The organism is Microbacterium sp. HSID17254 (assembly GCF_003989315.1).
Taxonomy (GTDB): Bacteria; Actinomycetota; Actinomycetes; order Actinomycetales; family Microbacteriaceae; genus Microbacterium.
The window spans coordinates 28,036-42,693 of the sequence record NZ_RBLT01000014.1 but is presented as its reverse complement, the minus strand read 5'-3'; the positions used below and the strand labels follow the sequence as shown (position 1 = coordinate 42,693).

The following is a 14,658-nucleotide window of genomic DNA, read 5'->3' as shown; positions in this document are numbered from 1 at the left end:
GCCCGACCGGTCGTCCGCCGCATCCGACCGATCGTCCGGCCCTGGACAACCCCCGGGAGACCCCCTAGGCTCGACGACGCACCGGGATCCACCCGGGAAGCCCGAGCGAAGGAGGCGATGAGATGAACGCTGTCGTCGTCGCGCCTATCGCCGACCACCTTCCCTTCGAGGCCACCCGCTCCTGATCGCCGCGTGGCCTCCCTTCCCGGAGCCACACCGTGACCGAATCCTCCGCTTCCTCGGAAGCCGCGTCCTTCGACGCCACCTCCTTCGATTCCCTCGAGACCGCCCTCTCCTTCGCCGAGGTCGAGCCCGGCCCGAACCAGCGCTGGACGACCTGGCCCTCGTCCACCCCCACCGAGCGGGGACCGGACCCCCGCCCCGCCTGGGTGGTGACCTCCGCCGGCGCCCTGGACACCGAGCTCGGCATCCTGAAGACCGGCAAGGAGGCCGACGTGTTCCTGCTGGAGCGCGCCGTGCCCGACGACCCGACGCAGCGCACCCTCCTCGCCGCCAAGCGCTACCGCGGCATCGAGAACCGGAGCTTCCAGCGCTCCGCCGTCTACACCGAGGGACGCAGCACGCGGAACACCCGCGACACGCGCGCCCTCGCCAAGAAGACCGCCCACGGACGGGAGGTCGCCGCAGCCCAGTGGTCGCTCGCGGAGTTCGAGGCCCTGTGCCGGATGTGGGAGCGCGATGCCCCGGTCCCCTATCCCGTGCAGGTCAGCGGCACCGAGGTGCTCATGGAGTTCCTCGGCGACGACCGGGGCATCGCGGCACCCCGGCTCGCCCAGGTGCGCGGTTCGAACGCCGAGATGCAGGAGTACTTCACGCAGGTGGTCGAACTCATGCGGGTCTTCGCCGCCGCGGGCTTCGCGCACGGCGACCTCTCGGCCTACAACCTCCTCGTGCACGAGGGGCGGGTGCGGGTGATCGACCTGCCGCAGATCGTCGACGTGATCGCGAATCCGCAGGGCCTCGACCTCCTGCACCGCGACTGCGTCAACGTGTGCGACTGGTTCGCACGGCGACGGGTGGAGTGCGACGCCGAGGCCCTATTCGCGGACCTCCTCGGGACGCTGTTCTGACCCCGGGTGTCAGGAGGCGAGTCGGGCGGCGAGAAGGGTCACCAGCTCGTACACGACGTGGCTCGCGGCGATCCCGGTCATCTGGGCGTGATCGTACGCGGGCGACACCTCCACGACGTCGGCGCCGACGATGTCGCGGTCGCGCAGCGCCCGGAGGATGCGCAGCAGCTCGCGACTCGTGAGCCCTCCCGCCTCGGGGGTCCCGGTGCCGGGCGCGTGCGCGGGGTCGAGCACGTCGATGTCGATCGAGACGTACAGCGGCTTGTCGCCGATGCGGGTGAGGATGCGGTCGATCGCGGCCTCCACCCCGTGCTCCTCGATGTATTCGCTGGAGACGATGGAGAAGCCGAGGCGCTCGTCGTCCTCGAGGTCCTGTTTCGAGTACAGGGGTCCGCGGGTGCCGACGTGGCAGCTCGCGGTGAGGTCGATCAGCCCCTCCTCGCTCGCGCGGCGGAAGGGGGTGCCGTGCGTGATGGGGGCCCCGAAGTAGGTGTCCCACGTGTCCAGGTGGGCGTCGAAGTGGAGGACCGCGACCGGTCCGTGCTTCGCGGCCACCGCCCGCAGCAGGGGAAGGGCCACGGTGTGGTCGCCGCCGATCGTGACGAGGCGCTGCACCTGGTCGCCGAGGGCCACGGCTGCGCGCTCGACCTCGGTCACCGCCTCGGTGAGGTCGAACGGGTTCACCGGGATGTCCCCCGCATCCACCACCTGGGCGAGCTGGAACGGCGACACGTCCTGCGCGGGGTTGTAGGGCCGCAGCAGCCGGGACGACTCCCGCACATGCGACGGGCCGAAACGGGTGCCGGGGCGGTAGCTCACGCCGGAGTCGAACGGGATGCCGACCACCGCGATGTCGGCGCGCGGCACGTCCTCGATGCGGGGCAGGCGGGCGAAGGTGGCGATGCCGGAGTACCGCGGGTTCACGGAGGCGTCGACGGGGCCGATGTTGTCGGTCATTTCTCGTTCCTGTTCGTCGGGAGGTGTGGGTCTCAGAGGGCGTGCTGCGGGATGTGCACGAGCTGCACCCCGCCGTCGGCGATGGCCGCGCGGATGCTGGGGGCGATGTCGGCGCGTGATGCCGTCCGTCGCCCGGTCGCCCCGAAGGCGGTGGCGAGCGCGGCCCAGTCCGGCTGCACGAGGTCGACGCCGATCGGGGTCATGCCCCGGTCGAGCTCGTTCTGGCGGATCTCCGCGTACCCGCCGTTGTCGACGCACACCACGGTGACGTCGAGACGCTGCTCGACGGCGGTGACGAGCTCGTTCACGCAGAACATCAGAGCGCCGTCGCCGATGACGGTGACGACCGGGCGTTCGGTCTGCGCGACGGCCGCGCCGATCGCGGCGGGGAGGCCGTAGCCGAGCGTGGCGTAAGTCGGCGTGTAGAGGAGGGAGTGCGGCTGCTCCTGCCGCAGCACGCTGCCGAGCGCCATGTAGACGATCTGGGAGGAGTCGCCGGCGACGATCGCGTCGGCAGGGAGGGCGTCGGCGATGATCTCGGCGAGCGCGACGGTGTCCGGCGCGGTCTCCCGCGACTCGGCCTCGATCGCGGCCCGCTCGGCCGTGAGGTCGCGGGTGGGACGGGCGGGGTCCGGCAGCAGGGGCAGGAGGGCGTCGGTCACGGCGGCGGCGTCTCCGGTGAGAGCGACCGTCGCGGTGAGGTTCTTGTCCCGCTGCTCCGGAGAGATGTCGACGCGGATCACGGCGCCGCGTGCCTCGAGCCGCGGAGCCCAGAGCTCCGCCTCGCCCAGCTTCGAGCCGACCACGAGCAGCACGTCGGCGTCTTCGGCCACAGCCCGTGCGGCAGCGAGGCGCAGGTTCGAGCCGAGCGAGAGCGGGTGCCGTTCGTCGAGCACCGCCTTGCCGTTCAGGGTCGTGAGCACGGGGGCTCCGAGCCGCTCCGCCACCGCGGCGATCTGGTGCGCGGCGTCCACCGCACCCCCACCGGCCACGATCACCGGGCGGCCGGCGGCGGAAAGCAGCCGGGCGGCCTCGGCGAGCGCGATCGGATCCCCGGAGACGCGGTCGGGCATCGGGCGCGGCTTCCGGTCCTCCGCGGGCACGGCGGCGGGCGCCTCCAGCACGTCGAGCGGGATCTCGATGTGCACGGGGCGGGGACGGCCGGTGCGGAAGAGGTGGAACGCGTCGTGCACGGCCCGCACCGCCTCCGCCGCGGTCGACACCCGTCGCGACCACTCCGCGATCGCGCCGACCATGGCCGTCGCGTCCTTGGTCTCGTGCAGCGTGCCCACGTCGGCGAACTCCGCCCCGAGCGGCACGCCGGGCGAGAGCACGATGAGGGGTCGCGACTCGCAGAAGGCCGTGCCGATCGCGCTCATCGCGTTCTGGAGCCCGGGGCCCGAGGTCGTGATCACCACGCCGGGGAGCCCGGTCTGCTGCGCCCACCCGTCGGCACCGTACCCCGACCCCTGCTCGTGGCGGTTGGTCACGGCGCGGATGCCGAGGTCGGCGAGGGGCCGATAGAACTCCAGGTTGTGCGTGCCGGGGATGCCGAAGACCGCGGTCACCCCGTAGCCGCGGATGGTCTCCAGGACCGCACGGCCTGCGGTATCGGCGTACCAGTGGTCCCCGGTGGTGTCGGTGCTCATCGTGTCATCCTCACATCGCGTGCCGACGGACGCCGTCGACCCAGGTCTCACGGACCTCGATCGCCGCGATCTCCTCGGCCGGCACCGTGAGCGGGTCGTCCGAGAGCACCGCGAAGTCGGCGTACTTGCCCGGCTCCAGGGAGCCGAGGTCGTCCTCCCGGCCGATCGAGACCGCGCCCTCGATCGTGTGCGCCCGCAGCGCCGCGGTCGCGGAGATGCGCAGGTCGTCCGGGCCGAGCCGGTGTCCGCGACGGGTGACCCGGGTGACCGCGGTCTGGATCGCCTCCAGCGGGATGGGCTCGGCGACCGGGGCGTCCGAGGAGATCGTCATGGGCACGCCCGCACGCTCGAACTCCCCCAGCGGGTTGAAGCGCTCACCGGGCGTGCCGATGGCCTCCTCCACGCCCTCGCCCCAGTTGAAGTAGTGCTGCGTCTGGTTCACGGGACGGATGCCGGCGGCCGCCATCCGCTCGATCTGCCCGGGGGTCGGCAGGCCGCAGTGCTCGATGCGGTGCCGGGCGTCCGCATCCGGACGCTCCGCGAGCGCGGCCTCGATCGCCGACACGACCATCTCGATCGCGGTGGGCGACTGGGCGTGGGTCGCGGTCTGCAGTCCAGCCGCGTGCGCCTTGCGGATGAGCTCCGCGTAGTCGGCGGGCTCGTGGTAGAGCTGGCCGGTGCGGCAGGGGTCGCCGACGTAGCCGTCCGGGAAGTACGCGGTCCAGCCGCCCAGCGTGCCGTCGGCGTAGAACTTGATGCCGGCGAAGCTGAGGTGCGCGTTGCCGAACTGCCCGACGAGCCCCATCTCCAGAGCCTCGTCGAGCAGGTGCGACAGCAGGTACATCGACACGCGAAGCTCCAGCCGCCCGGCCTCGGCGAGCCGCAGGTACATGTCGAACTCGCGACGCGTGACCTGACAGTCGCCGATGGAGGTGACCCCGCCCGCGAGGAACCGCTGCGTCGCCGCGTCGAGCTGGCGCAGGTGCTCCTCCGGCTCGTCCGCGAGGTGGAAGTTCGGACCGTGGTGGCCGATCTTCACCCCGTGGACGCCGGTGAGGATGTTGCACGCCGCGTCGGACAGTTCGCCGGTGAGCTCGCCGTCGGCGTCGCGGAAGAACTCGCCGCCGTCCGGGTTCGGGGTGTCCCGGTCGACGCCGTTGAGGTCGAGCGTGTACGAGTTCACCACCCCGCCGTGGCCGGAGGCGTTCATGAGGTACACCTCGCGGTCGGCGGCCACCTCGTCGAGCTCGAAGCGGGTGGGGTGCCGCTTCTCGGCGAGGTTCCGCTGCTCGTAGCCGTAGCCGCGCACCGGGCGTCCGGCGGGGAGCTCCGCCGCGGCGGCCTTCAGCAGCGCCACGATCTCGGGGATGCTCCCCGCCTTCTCCGGACCGCAGTCCACCCAGGTCATCATCTGCCCGAACATCAGCGGATGCGCGTGCGCGTCCACGAAGCCGGGCACGACCACCGCCTCCCCCAGATCGACGCGCTCCGGAGTGAGTCCGGCCCGCGCCGCGACGTCCTCGCACTCCGCCGCCGTGCCGAGGGCGACGATGCGCCCCCGGTCGGTCAGCATCGCGGTGACGGTGGTGTCCGCCGGGTCCGCCGTGTGGATGGCTCGCGCGGTGACGAGGACGGGAGCGGCCTGGGCCGAGCGGTCGAAGGGAGTGAGCTTTCTCATGATGCCTGTTCGCGGTGGTGTCGTGCGGGGGAAGGGTGCCGGTCAGGGCAGGCGGTTCGCCGTGGTGTCGGTCCGGGCGGTGAACGACGCCGTGACCGGGGCCTCGTCGGAGTGCTGCGGCGCGAGACGCGTGCAGATCCCGGCGATGACGGCCATGCCCACGAACATCGCGATGACCGACCAGACGCTGCCGGTCCAGGCGATGAGCTGCGTCGCGAACCAGGGCGAGAATCCGGCCCAGATGGCGGCGCCGACGCCGTACGACAGCGCGATCGAGGTGTAGCGCGCCTGCGGACGGAACATCTGGGCGAGGATCGCCGCGATCGGGGCGTAGGTCGCACTCATCGCGATGCGCACGAGCGAGGCGAAGAGGAAGATCAGCGGCTCCACGCGGCCCGGCATCAGCAGCAGGAAGGGCGCGAAGGTCAGCACCGAGGTGATCAGGCCGATGTACATCACGTTCTTCCGGCCCCACTTGTCACCGAGCCAGGCGACCGGCAGCGTCACGACGAACTCCACGAAGGAGGCCAGGGTCATCGCGTCGAGGATGACCTGCTCGCTGATCGCGATGGGCTCACCCGTCGCGTACGCGGTGGCGAAGGTGGTGGCCAGATAGTAGCCGCCGGTGGAGATGGGCAGGATGCCGATGCCGAGGAGGATCGGCTTCCAGTTGACGCGGAGGGCGAAGGCGAGCGGCATGGACTGCTTGCGACCCTCGATCTTCTCCTCGAAGACCGGCGACTCCTCGACGCGATACCGGACCCACAGACCGACGCCGATCAGGACGATCGACAGCAGGAACGGGATGCGCCAGCCGCCGTCGATGATGAACGTGTCGCCGCCGCGGGCCATGATCGCGAAGATGCCGGAGGCGAGGAGGGCGCCGGCCGGGTTGCCGAGCTGGGTGAAGCCGCCGTAGAACGTCTTCGACTTCTCGGGAGCGTGCTCCACGCTCATGAGCACCGCGCCGCCCCATTCGCCGCCGACCGCGAGGCCCTGGATGGCGCGGAGCAGGATGAGGAGGATGGGGGCGAGGATGCCGATGTTCTCGTAGGTCGGCAGGCAGCCGACGAGGACGGTCGCGGCCCCCATCAGCAGCAGCGTGATGACGAGCGAGACCCGCCGACCGAGCTTGTCGCCGATGTGGCCGAAGACGATGCCGCCGAGGGGGCGGACGAGGAAGGCGACCGCGAACGTCGCGAACGCGGCGGCGGTCTCGGCCAGGGGGTCGTCGCTCGGGAAGAACAGCGGGCCGAAGACGAGGGCGGCGGCCGTGGCGTAGACGTAGAAGTCGTACCACTCGATGGTGGTGCCGACGAAGGCGGCGATGCCGGCGCGGCGTGCGCGGCTGTGGACGCCGCTTCGGGGGGTGGGGGTAGTGGTCATGGACCCGCTCCTTCGCGGATGGTGTCGGATAGCGAAGGATGCTACGGACGTGCAGCATCGGGAGCAAGGGCAGAACTCCAGCGATACGCGTCATTCACTGGATTTGTGTGAGACGCATCGCGCACTCCGGGCCTTCCGCTCGGTCGAACCGCGCTCTACGCTGAGGTTCTGCGGGGGCGAGCGTGCACTGCGGGGAAATCGACGGAATCGGACGGCACATGGACTTCGACGCGGAACTCATCCGGGCGCTGCAGGAGGACGGCCGCGCCAGCATCCTCTCCCTCGCCGAGCGCGTCGGGCAGTCCCGCGCCATCGTGGCGGCTCGTCTGCGCACGCTGCTCAGCGACCGCACGGTGCGGGTGGTCGCGGCCGTCGACCCCGTGTTCCTCGGGCAGCACGTGCTCGCGCACGTGTCGATCCGGACCGACGGCGCCGTCGAGGTGGTCGCCGAGCACCTGCGCGACATGTCCGAGACCGTGCTGGTGTCGGCGGTCGGCGGCGCCCACGACATCGTGACGGAGGTGCGGGTGGGCTCGATGTCGGAGCTCCACGACCTGCTCGCGCGCATCCGCGGGAGCGCCGGCGTGCTCGACATCAACACCATCATCTACTCGACCGTGATCAAGGGGTTCTTCGTCTCGGAGTACCACGGCGGCGTGACCCTCGACGGCATCGACGAAGCCCTCATCGAGCACCTGCAGTCCGACGGGCGGATGAGCTTCCGTGCCCTCGGCGAGCAGGTGCGGCTCTCCCCCAGCGCGGTCGCCACCCGGGTGCAGCGGCTCATCGACGCCGGTGTCATCAAGATCAGTGCCGTGGAGGCCCGAGGCCTCGCGCACCGGCAGCTCTCGATGGGCGTGGGCATGACGCTCGGAGACGACGACGAGGCCGTGATCGATGAGCTGCGGCGGGGGCGCGGCGTCGACTTCGCGGCCCGGACCCTCGGGCGGTTCGACGCCGTCGCGACCCTCGTGGAGCCCTCCGCCGGCGCCCTGTATGCGAGTCTCGAGCGGCTGCGCGCGCTCCCCGGAGTGACCCGGATCGAGGCGTGGCTGCATCTCGCGGTGCTCAAGGAGGACTACGCCCGCACCCTCCGCCCCCTCCGCACCGACTGACCCCGTCCCGTCCCCGTCCGGCCCCGTCCCGTCCCCGTCCCGTCCGCGCCCCTCCGGTCCCGCCCGGGATCAAAACCGCGCCCCTTTCACCCATCCCCCGCACGTTTCTGCACTCCCACCGGGAGGGGTCCCCCACGCGGGATGAAAACGGAGCCTCGGGAGGCGCGTGGAGAAGCCTTTTGGATCCGGCGCACTCCGCACCCCCACCGGGAGGGGTTCTCGGTGCGGGATGGAAAGCGGGCGTCGGAAGGCGCGGGGCGGGGCCTTATCGATCCCGGAATCGGAGGGGCGGGACCGGGAAGGGGCAGGACCGGGAAGGGGCGGGGGTCAGGGGGTGAGGGGGGCGAGGAAGGCACGGCGGACGGCGGCGACGTCGGCGTCCTCGCGCGTGGGGTGCACGCGGTTGAGGAGCAGCACGCCGTAGGCGCCCGTCTCGGGGATGACCGCGAAGCACGTGCCGGTGAAGCCGGTGTGGCCGACCGCATCAAGGTCACCCATCCACGCGGCATCGCGCACGCGCAGACCGATCGCCTGGCCGTAGCCGGCGTCGGCCTGGACGGACGGGGTCGTCATCCCGCGGAACGACTCCCGTGACAGCACTCGCCCGTGCGTCCCCTCGCCCTCATCGCGGAGGAGACGGGCGAGAGCGGCGACGTCCCCCACCGTGCCGAACAGTCCCGCGTGGCCGGCGGGACGGCCGAGTGCATGGGCGAGCTCGTCGTGCACCGCTCCGCGCACGTTCCCGCGGTGCGGCTGCGTCTCCGTGGCGACCGCCTGCTCCCGCTCCGGAGCCGCGGTCAGCGACGCGGCGCCGATCCCCGTGGCCACCTCCGCCCAGAGCGCCGCGAGCGGCCGCCCGGAGACCCGTTCCAGACAATCTCCGGCCGCGATGTACCCGACGTCGGAATACAGATGGCGAGCGCCCGGCTCGGCACCGAGCGCCCGACGCCGCACGCGGGCACGCAACTCGTCCCCGCGCAGGCCCTCCCGCCACTCGCGCCCCTCCGCCGGCAGCCCGGAGGTGTGGGTGAGGAGGTGCCGGAGGGTGATCCGCTCCGCTCCGGCGCCGCTGCCCACCGCGAGGACGCGCTCGACGGGCTCATCGAGGTCGATCACGCCCGCGTCGACGAGCCGCAGGGCGGCGATGGCGGTGAAGACCTTCGTCAGCGACGCGAGATCGAACAGGTGCGCGGCGGTGAGCGGAGCGGGATCGTCGTGCGCCGGCGACCCGAGGAGCTGCAGCTCTTCCGCGCCCCCGGCGACCGCCCGCACCGACGCCCACGCCGAGCCCGGGGCTCCGTTCACCATGATCCGCCTGCGGCCGTCACTTGCTCATGCCGGAGGTGAGGCCGTTGATGATCTGCTTCGTCGCCAGCAGGAACAGCACCACGAGCGGGATGGTGGCGATCGTGAGTCCGGCGAACAGCTGCGGCCAATCGGTCGAGTACTCCCCGAAGAACCGGGTCAGGCCCACGGGGAGCGTGTACGAGTCGCGGTCGCGCAGCAGGATCAGCGGGTAGAAGAAGTCGTTCCAGACCGGCACGAACCGGAAGACGATCACGGTCGCGAGCGCCGGGCGCACGAGCGGCAGCAGGATCTGGAGGAACGTGCGCAGCGGTCCGGCGCCGTCGATGCGCGCGGCCTCTTCCAGCTCGATCGGCAGCGCCCGGAAGAACACCGTCAGCACGAAGGTGGTGAACGGGATGCCGAGGGCGCCGTAGACGAGGATGAGGCTGAAGACGTTGCTGGTCATCTTGAGCGCGTCGAGCAGGTAGAACAGCGGCAGGATCGCCAGGTGCACCGGCAGCATGAGGCCCGAGAGGAACACGGCCTCGATCCCGCGGAAGAACTTCGCCCTGGCCCGCGCGAAGGCGTAGGCGGCGAGCACCGACACGACCGTCGTGACGATGACCGACCCGACCGTGACGGTGATCGAGTTGACGAAGTACGTGTCGAACGAGGCGGTGATCCACGCGTTCTGGAAGCTCGTGAACGTCGGGGGGACGGGGAGTCCGAGCGGCTCGGTGGCGATCTGCTGCTGCGTGCGCAGAGAGTTGTTGACCATGAGCAGCAGCGGACCGATCGCGACCAGCGCATACCCCCACAGGAACACGTTGGCGAGGAGGCGGCCCACGAACGGGGTGTCGTTCGTGCGACGGGAGCGGCGCCGCGGGGCGGAGGGCCGGCCGGAGACGATCGCCTCGGTGGTCGGTTCCTGACGGGTGTCGAGGGCGGTGCTCATCAGAACAGCTTTCGTTCGGCGCGGCGCATCGTCGTCGTGATGACGACGGAGATGACCATGATGAAGATGAACAGGACGGTCGCGAGGGCCGAGGAGACCCCGATGGAGTTCGGGTTCCCGGACTCGAACGCGGTGCGGTAGAACAACAGCATCATCACGTCGGTGGAGCCGGCGGGAGCGCCGTTCGACCCGGCGAGCGCGAACGGGATGGCCATCGCCTCCATGCTGCCGATGAAGGTGAGCACGGTGATGATGCCGATCGTCGGCGTGAGCATGGGGAGCGTGATGTAGCGGAAGCGCTTCGCGGCCGTGGCGCCGTCGAGCGACGCCGCCTCCTCGATCTCCTCGGGGATGCCGCCGAGGGCGGCGCCGTACAGCAGGATGGGGAATCCGATCCACTGCCAGGCGCTGACCAGCACGATGACCCAGATCGCGAGCTGCGGATCGCCGAGCCACGGCAGCGCGAGGCTCTCCAGGCCGACGCCGCGGAGGATCGCGTTCACCGGCCCGAACAGCGGAGACAGCATCAGCGACCACAGGTAGCCGATGACCATCGGGCTCACGAGGTAGGGCAGGGCGAAGATCGTCTGGAAGAACCGCTTGGTGCGCTTGCGGCGGTGCAGCAGGGTCGCGATGCCGAGGCCGAGCGAGTTCTGGAAGACCAGGGCGCCGGCGAAGAGCAGCAGGTTGTGGCCGAACGCGTTCCACAGCTCGGAGGCGTAGGGCTCCTTGGTGAGGAGCGTGAGGTAGTTGCCGATACCGGCGAATCCACCCTGCTTGGTGCCCTGCCAGTCGAAGAACGAGTAGCTGAGCGCGGCGAGCATCGGGTAGAGGATCAGCACCGCGAAGAGCACGGCGGCCGGGAGCACGAACAGCGCGGCCGTCGGCGTCGACAGCGCGATGCCGGTGCGGGGGCGCCGGCTCTTCGGCGGGCGCACGGGGAGGGTCAGAGCCATGGGGGGTCCTTCGCTCGTGGTGGGGCGCCGGACGCGGCGCCCCACCACGCTCGGATCAGGAGGAGGGGGTGAACCAGGTGGAGATGCCCGACTGCAGGTCGGCGCCCAGCTGCTCCGGGGTCTTCTGACCGAGGAACATGGCCTGGATGTCGGGGCCGAGCACCGCGGTGCCGGTCGGGTCGCCGTAGCGGAAGTCGACGAGCAGCAGATACGGAGCCGGGTTGGCGGTGTACTGCTCGTTCATCTCCTGCATGAGCGGGTCGGAGTACTCCACCCCGGGGAGCGCGGAGAACTGGTCGACCTCGTCGGCGACGAGCTGGCCGAACTCCTTCGTCGTCATCCAGTTGAGCAGCTCGGTGGCCGCCTCCTGGTTCTCGCTGGCCGCGTTGATGCCGAAGCTGCCGTCCGCGTAGCCCGGGGTGACCGCGTGGTCGAGAGCACTGTCGGGGGACGGCGGGACCTCGTAGACGCCCCACTCGGTGTCGGGCGCGGAGCTCTGGAACGTGGGCAGGTCGAACGAGCCGCCGGGCCACTGCGCGGCCTGGCCCGAGGTGAACTGCAGGACGGCGTCGGCGACGGCGATCGCGTTGACGTTCTTGTCGAGGTACTTCTGCATGTCCTGCACGATCTGCAGAGAGGACACGTAGGCGGGATCGGTGAAGTCGACGTCGCCGGCGAGCACCTTCTCCTCGAAGTCCGCACCGCCGTAGTGGGCCGAACCGACGATGTCGTGGAACATCGGCAGGACCCAGTCCTCGCGGGCGCCGAGCGCCATGGGGGTGACGCCCTCCTTGAGAAGGGTCTCCTGCAGCTCGATGAACTCGTCCCAGTCGGTGGGCTCCTCGAGGCCCATCTCGTCGAACATGGTCTTGTTGTAGAACATCTGCATGGTCTGGTACGCGAAGGGGACGCCGTAGGTCTTGCCGTCGTCCTTGCCCTGGGCCGCGCGCAGGACCGTGGGGTCGAACTGGTCGAGACCGTCGACGATGTCGTCGATCGGCACGATCTGCTCCGACTGGATCGCCGACTGCACGCCGCCATAGGCGCGCAGCATCGCGATGTCCGGACCGTCGCTGCCCTCGAGGCCGGTGGCGAGGATCTGGTTGTACTCGGTGGGCTGGAAGCCCTCGAACTCGATGGTGACGCCGGGGTGGGACTCTTCGTAGGCGTCGAACACGGCCTCCCACTTCGGGGACGACGAGGCCTGCCAGGACCAGATGGTCAGGGTGACATCATCCTGACCATCGCCGCTCGAGGCTGCGGGCGCGCAGCCGGCGGCGGCGAGGCCGGCGACCAGGATCCCTCCGGTGAGAGCGAGGCGGACGGGGCGGTTTCGCATGGTGTTCCTCTCGGGTGACGTCTTCGTCGCGGCACGGGGACGATGCCGACACTGCCACTGTGGGCAATCTCTTACAAAAATGCAAGCATTTCTGAAAATTCCTACCGAGCGCGGACCCGACCTGCCATCATGGGCTCGTGCCGAACAGTGTCGTGACAGCCATCCATCAGCGCCTCTCCGCGCTCACCCCCACGGAACGCCGCATCGCCGAACGCGTGCTCGCCGAACCGCAGGCGGTCCTGGAGAACTCCATCACCCGCCTCGCCGAGGAGTGCGGGGTGTCGGTCGCCAGCGTCGCCCGCTTCACCCGCAGCCTCGGGTTCCCCGGGTACCCCGACCTGCGGATCGCCCTGGCGGGAGAGCTCACGCGGAGCGCGTCCGAGCGCGAGCGCTTCCAGGTGTCCGCGGGGGATGTGAGCCGCCACGACGACGCCGCGACCACGGTGCGCAAGATCGCCTTCGCGGAGGCCGAGGCCATCGAGCGCACCGCCCGCCAGCTCGACATCGCCGAGCTGGAGCGGTGCGTCGCCGTGGTCCGCGGCGCGCGTCGTATCGACATCTACGGCGCGGCCTCCAGCGGACTCGCCGCGCAGGACCTTGAGCAGAAGCTCCATCGCGCCGGCCTCGTCGCCCAGGCGCGGACCGACCACCACCTCGCCCTCACCGGCGCCGCGCTCCTGGACGATCGGGACGCCGCGATCGCCATCTCGCACTCCGGCCGCACCCTGGAGATCGTGCAGGCGGCCGAGGTGGCCGCCGCCGCCGGCGCCACCACCATCGCCATCACCAACAACCCGCGCTCGCCGCTCGCCCGCGCGTGCGCGCACACCCTCGTCACGGCGGTGTCGGAGTCGACCTTCCGCTCCGGCGCGATGGCCAGCCGCATCGCCCAGCTCGCCGTCCTCGACTTCCTCTACACGCGCATCGCCCAGGCCGACTACGACCGGATCTCCGCGAACCTCCAGCGCACGCACGACGCCGTCACCGCTCACAGAATCGATTGATCATGCAGCTCGGAATCGACCGCCTCCTCCACGACGACCTGACGCAGCCGCAGCGGGACCGCCTCCGGGGCGCCCGCCTCGGGATGGTCACGAACGACCTGGCCCTCACCTCGACCCTCGCCCGTGGACGCGCAGGCCTCGCCGACGCCGGATTCCCGCTCACGCTCCTCTTCGGCCCCGAGCACGGCCTCGACGGCCGGGCCAGGGAGGGAGAGCTGATCGGGGATCTGCGGGACACGCTGACAGGGCTCCCGGTGCGCAGCCTCTACGGCGCGGACGTGCGTCCCGCGGCCGCCGACCTCGCCGACCTCGACATCGTGCTCGTCGACCTTCCCGACGTGGGTGCGCGTTTCTACACCTACATCTGGACGATGAGCCATGTGCTTGAGGCGTGCGCCGACGCGGGCGTCGCCGTGATGGTGCTCGACCGCCCGAATCCGCTCGGCGGACGCCTGGAGCAAGCCGAGGGGCCGATGCTCGACGAGGCGGCGAACTCGCTCGTCGGGCGGTGGACGATGCCCGTCCGCCATGGTCTGACGATCGGCGAGCTCGCGCGGCACTGGGTGCGCACGCGCGGGATCGACGTGGAGCTGCACGTCGTCGAGGTGCAGGGATGGACGCGCGATCAGACCGCCCTCGGCCGGCAGGAGCTGACCTGGATGCCGCCCTCGCCGAACCTGCCCAGCGCCGCGACCGCCCTGCTGTACCCCGGCACGTGTCTGGCCGAGGGCGTGAACGTCTCCGAGGGTCGCAGCACGGCCGTGCCCTTCCGCGTCGTCGGCGCCCCGTTCATCGACGCCGAGGAGTACACGACCGCGTTCGTCGAGTTCGCCCTTCCCGGTGTCACCGCCTCCCCCTACGGCTTCACCCCCCTGGTGCGGGATCACGCCGGCGAGGCCTGCCAGGGGCTCCTCCTGCACGTGACCGACCCGGCCGCCTTCCGGCCGGTGCACACCGGCGTCCGCCTGCTGTCGCTGCTCGCCGCCCTCTACCCCGAGGCCCTGGCCGAGCGGGCGCTGGTGCCGATGCCCGGGGAGTCCGACTGGTCCCCTCTGGAGAAGCTGTTCGGGGTCGAGGGCGCCTTCCGCCGGATCACGGCGGGCGAGTGGGACGAGCCGGAGTCGCTCGCGGTGCCGGACTGGCCGGGGCTCGTCGACGCCGACCTCCTCTACCGCTGACCGGCAGCCGCGCGGACGTCAAGGGGATGGCGGCGCGCGCGGCCGCCGCGCAGGATGGCCGGT

At 71.0% G+C, this 14,658-nt stretch carries 12 protein-coding genes; 4 read left to right on the top strand and 8 right to left on the bottom strand.

Annotated features, from left to right (window positions below; genetic code table 11):
* Positions 1-218: 218 nt before the first annotated feature.
* On the top strand, positions 219-1,091 hold the full coding sequence (locus tag D8M34_RS10385; RefSeq protein WP_126893941.1) for a serine protein kinase RIO: 873 nt from the start codon (positions 219-221) through the stop codon (positions 1,089-1,091).
* Positions 1,092-1,100: 9 nt separating this feature from the next.
* Here D8M34_RS10385 and speB read toward each other — a convergent pair whose 3' ends face one another.
* Genes speB through D8M34_RS10365 form a run of 4 tightly spaced genes read right to left on the bottom strand, consistent with a single transcriptional unit; the run spans position 1,101 to position 6,761 of the window.
* Positions 1,101-2,048: an agmatinase gene (gene speB, locus D8M34_RS10380; RefSeq protein WP_062637285.1), complete on the bottom strand. Its 948-nt coding sequence runs from the start codon at positions 2,046-2,048 to the stop codon at positions 1,101-1,103.
* Between the two features lie 32 nt (positions 2,049-2,080).
* Positions 2,081-3,697: a thiamine pyrophosphate-binding protein gene (locus tag D8M34_RS10375; protein WP_126893940.1), complete on the bottom strand. Its 1,617-nt coding sequence runs from the start codon at positions 3,695-3,697 to the stop codon at positions 2,081-2,083.
* A 10-nt stretch (positions 3,698-3,707) separates the two neighbouring features.
* Positions 3,708-5,375: an amidohydrolase gene (locus D8M34_RS10370; RefSeq protein WP_126893939.1), complete on the bottom strand. Its 1,668-nt coding sequence runs from the start codon at positions 5,373-5,375 to the stop codon at positions 3,708-3,710.
* Between the two features lie 42 nt (positions 5,376-5,417).
* Entirely contained in the window at positions 5,418-6,761 is a 1,344-nt protein-coding gene (locus D8M34_RS10365) for an MFS transporter (RefSeq protein ID WP_025102680.1), read from the bottom strand.
* Between the two features lie 218 nt (positions 6,762-6,979).
* On the opposite strand from D8M34_RS10365, the gene D8M34_RS10360 reads away from it, so the two are divergent.
* Complete coding sequence (locus D8M34_RS10360; protein WP_126893938.1) at positions 6,980-7,876, top strand: Lrp/AsnC family transcriptional regulator; 897 nt, start codon at positions 6,980-6,982, stop codon at positions 7,874-7,876.
* A gap of 327 nt (positions 7,877-8,203) precedes the next feature.
* Here D8M34_RS10360 and D8M34_RS10355 read toward each other — a convergent pair whose 3' ends face one another.
* From D8M34_RS10355 to D8M34_RS10340, 4 genes are read right to left on the bottom strand one after another with little or no spacing between them, the layout of a single operon-like run.
* On the bottom strand, positions 8,204-9,184 hold the full coding sequence (locus tag D8M34_RS10355; protein ID WP_126893937.1) for a serine hydrolase domain-containing protein: 981 nt from the start codon (positions 9,182-9,184) through the stop codon (positions 8,204-8,206).
* A 16-nt stretch (positions 9,185-9,200) separates the two neighbouring features.
* Entirely contained in the window at positions 9,201-10,118 is a 918-nt protein-coding gene (locus tag D8M34_RS10350; RefSeq protein ID WP_062765614.1) for a carbohydrate ABC transporter permease, read from the bottom strand.
* Positions 10,118-11,074, bottom strand: a complete 957-nt coding sequence (locus D8M34_RS10345; protein WP_025102684.1) for a carbohydrate ABC transporter permease — start codon at positions 11,072-11,074, stop codon at positions 10,118-10,120. Before D8M34_RS10345 ends, D8M34_RS10350 begins: the two co-directional genes overlap by 1 nt.
* 55 nt (positions 11,075-11,129) lie before the next feature.
* Entirely contained in the window at positions 11,130-12,413 is a 1,284-nt protein-coding gene (locus tag D8M34_RS10340) for an ABC transporter substrate-binding protein (RefSeq protein ID WP_126893936.1), read from the bottom strand.
* A gap of 137 nt (positions 12,414-12,550) precedes the next feature.
* Between D8M34_RS10340 and D8M34_RS10335 the strand changes: the two genes are divergently transcribed.
* Complete coding sequence (locus tag D8M34_RS10335) at positions 12,551-13,417, top strand: MurR/RpiR family transcriptional regulator (protein WP_029989136.1); 867 nt, start codon at positions 12,551-12,553, stop codon at positions 13,415-13,417.
* Positions 13,418-13,419: 2 nt separating this feature from the next.
* Positions 13,420-14,595, top strand: a complete 1,176-nt coding sequence (locus D8M34_RS10330) for an exo-beta-N-acetylmuramidase NamZ family protein (RefSeq protein ID WP_126893935.1) — start codon at positions 13,420-13,422, stop codon at positions 14,593-14,595.
* The last annotated feature ends 63 nt before the right edge of the window (positions 14,596-14,658 follow it).

Bases quoted from the DNA above. Each gene is read 5' to 3' on its own strand.
- D8M34_RS10350 (WP_062765614.1), bottom strand. From the start codon at position 10,118: ATGAGCACCGCCCTCGACACCCGTCAGGAACCGACCACCGAGGCGATC.
- D8M34_RS10365 (WP_025102680.1), bottom strand. From the start codon at position 6,761: ATGACCACTACCCCCACCCCCCGAAGCGGCGTCCACAGCCGCGCACGC.
- D8M34_RS10330 (WP_126893935.1), top strand. From the start codon at position 13,420: ATGCAGCTCGGAATCGACCGCCTCCTCCACGACGACCTGACGCAGCCG.
- D8M34_RS10345 (WP_025102684.1), bottom strand. From the start codon at position 11,074: ATGGCTCTGACCCTCCCCGTGCGCCCGCCGAAGAGCCGGCGCCCCCGC.
- D8M34_RS10375 (WP_126893940.1), bottom strand. From the start codon at position 3,697: ATGAGCACCGACACCACCGGGGACCACTGGTACGCCGATACCGCAGGC.
- D8M34_RS10360 (WP_126893938.1), top strand. From the start codon at position 6,980: ATGGACTTCGACGCGGAACTCATCCGGGCGCTGCAGGAGGACGGCCGC.
- D8M34_RS10370 (WP_126893939.1), bottom strand. From the start codon at position 5,375: ATGAGAAAGCTCACTCCCTTCGACCGCTCGGCCCAGGCCGCTCCCGTC.
- D8M34_RS10340 (WP_126893936.1), bottom strand. From the start codon at position 12,413: ATGCGAAACCGCCCCGTCCGCCTCGCTCTCACCGGAGGGATCCTGGTC.
- speB (WP_062637285.1), bottom strand. From the start codon at position 2,048: ATGACCGACAACATCGGCCCCGTCGACGCCTCCGTGAACCCGCGGTAC.
- D8M34_RS10355 (WP_126893937.1), bottom strand. From the start codon at position 9,184: ATGGTGAACGGAGCCCCGGGCTCGGCGTGGGCGTCGGTGCGGGCGGTC.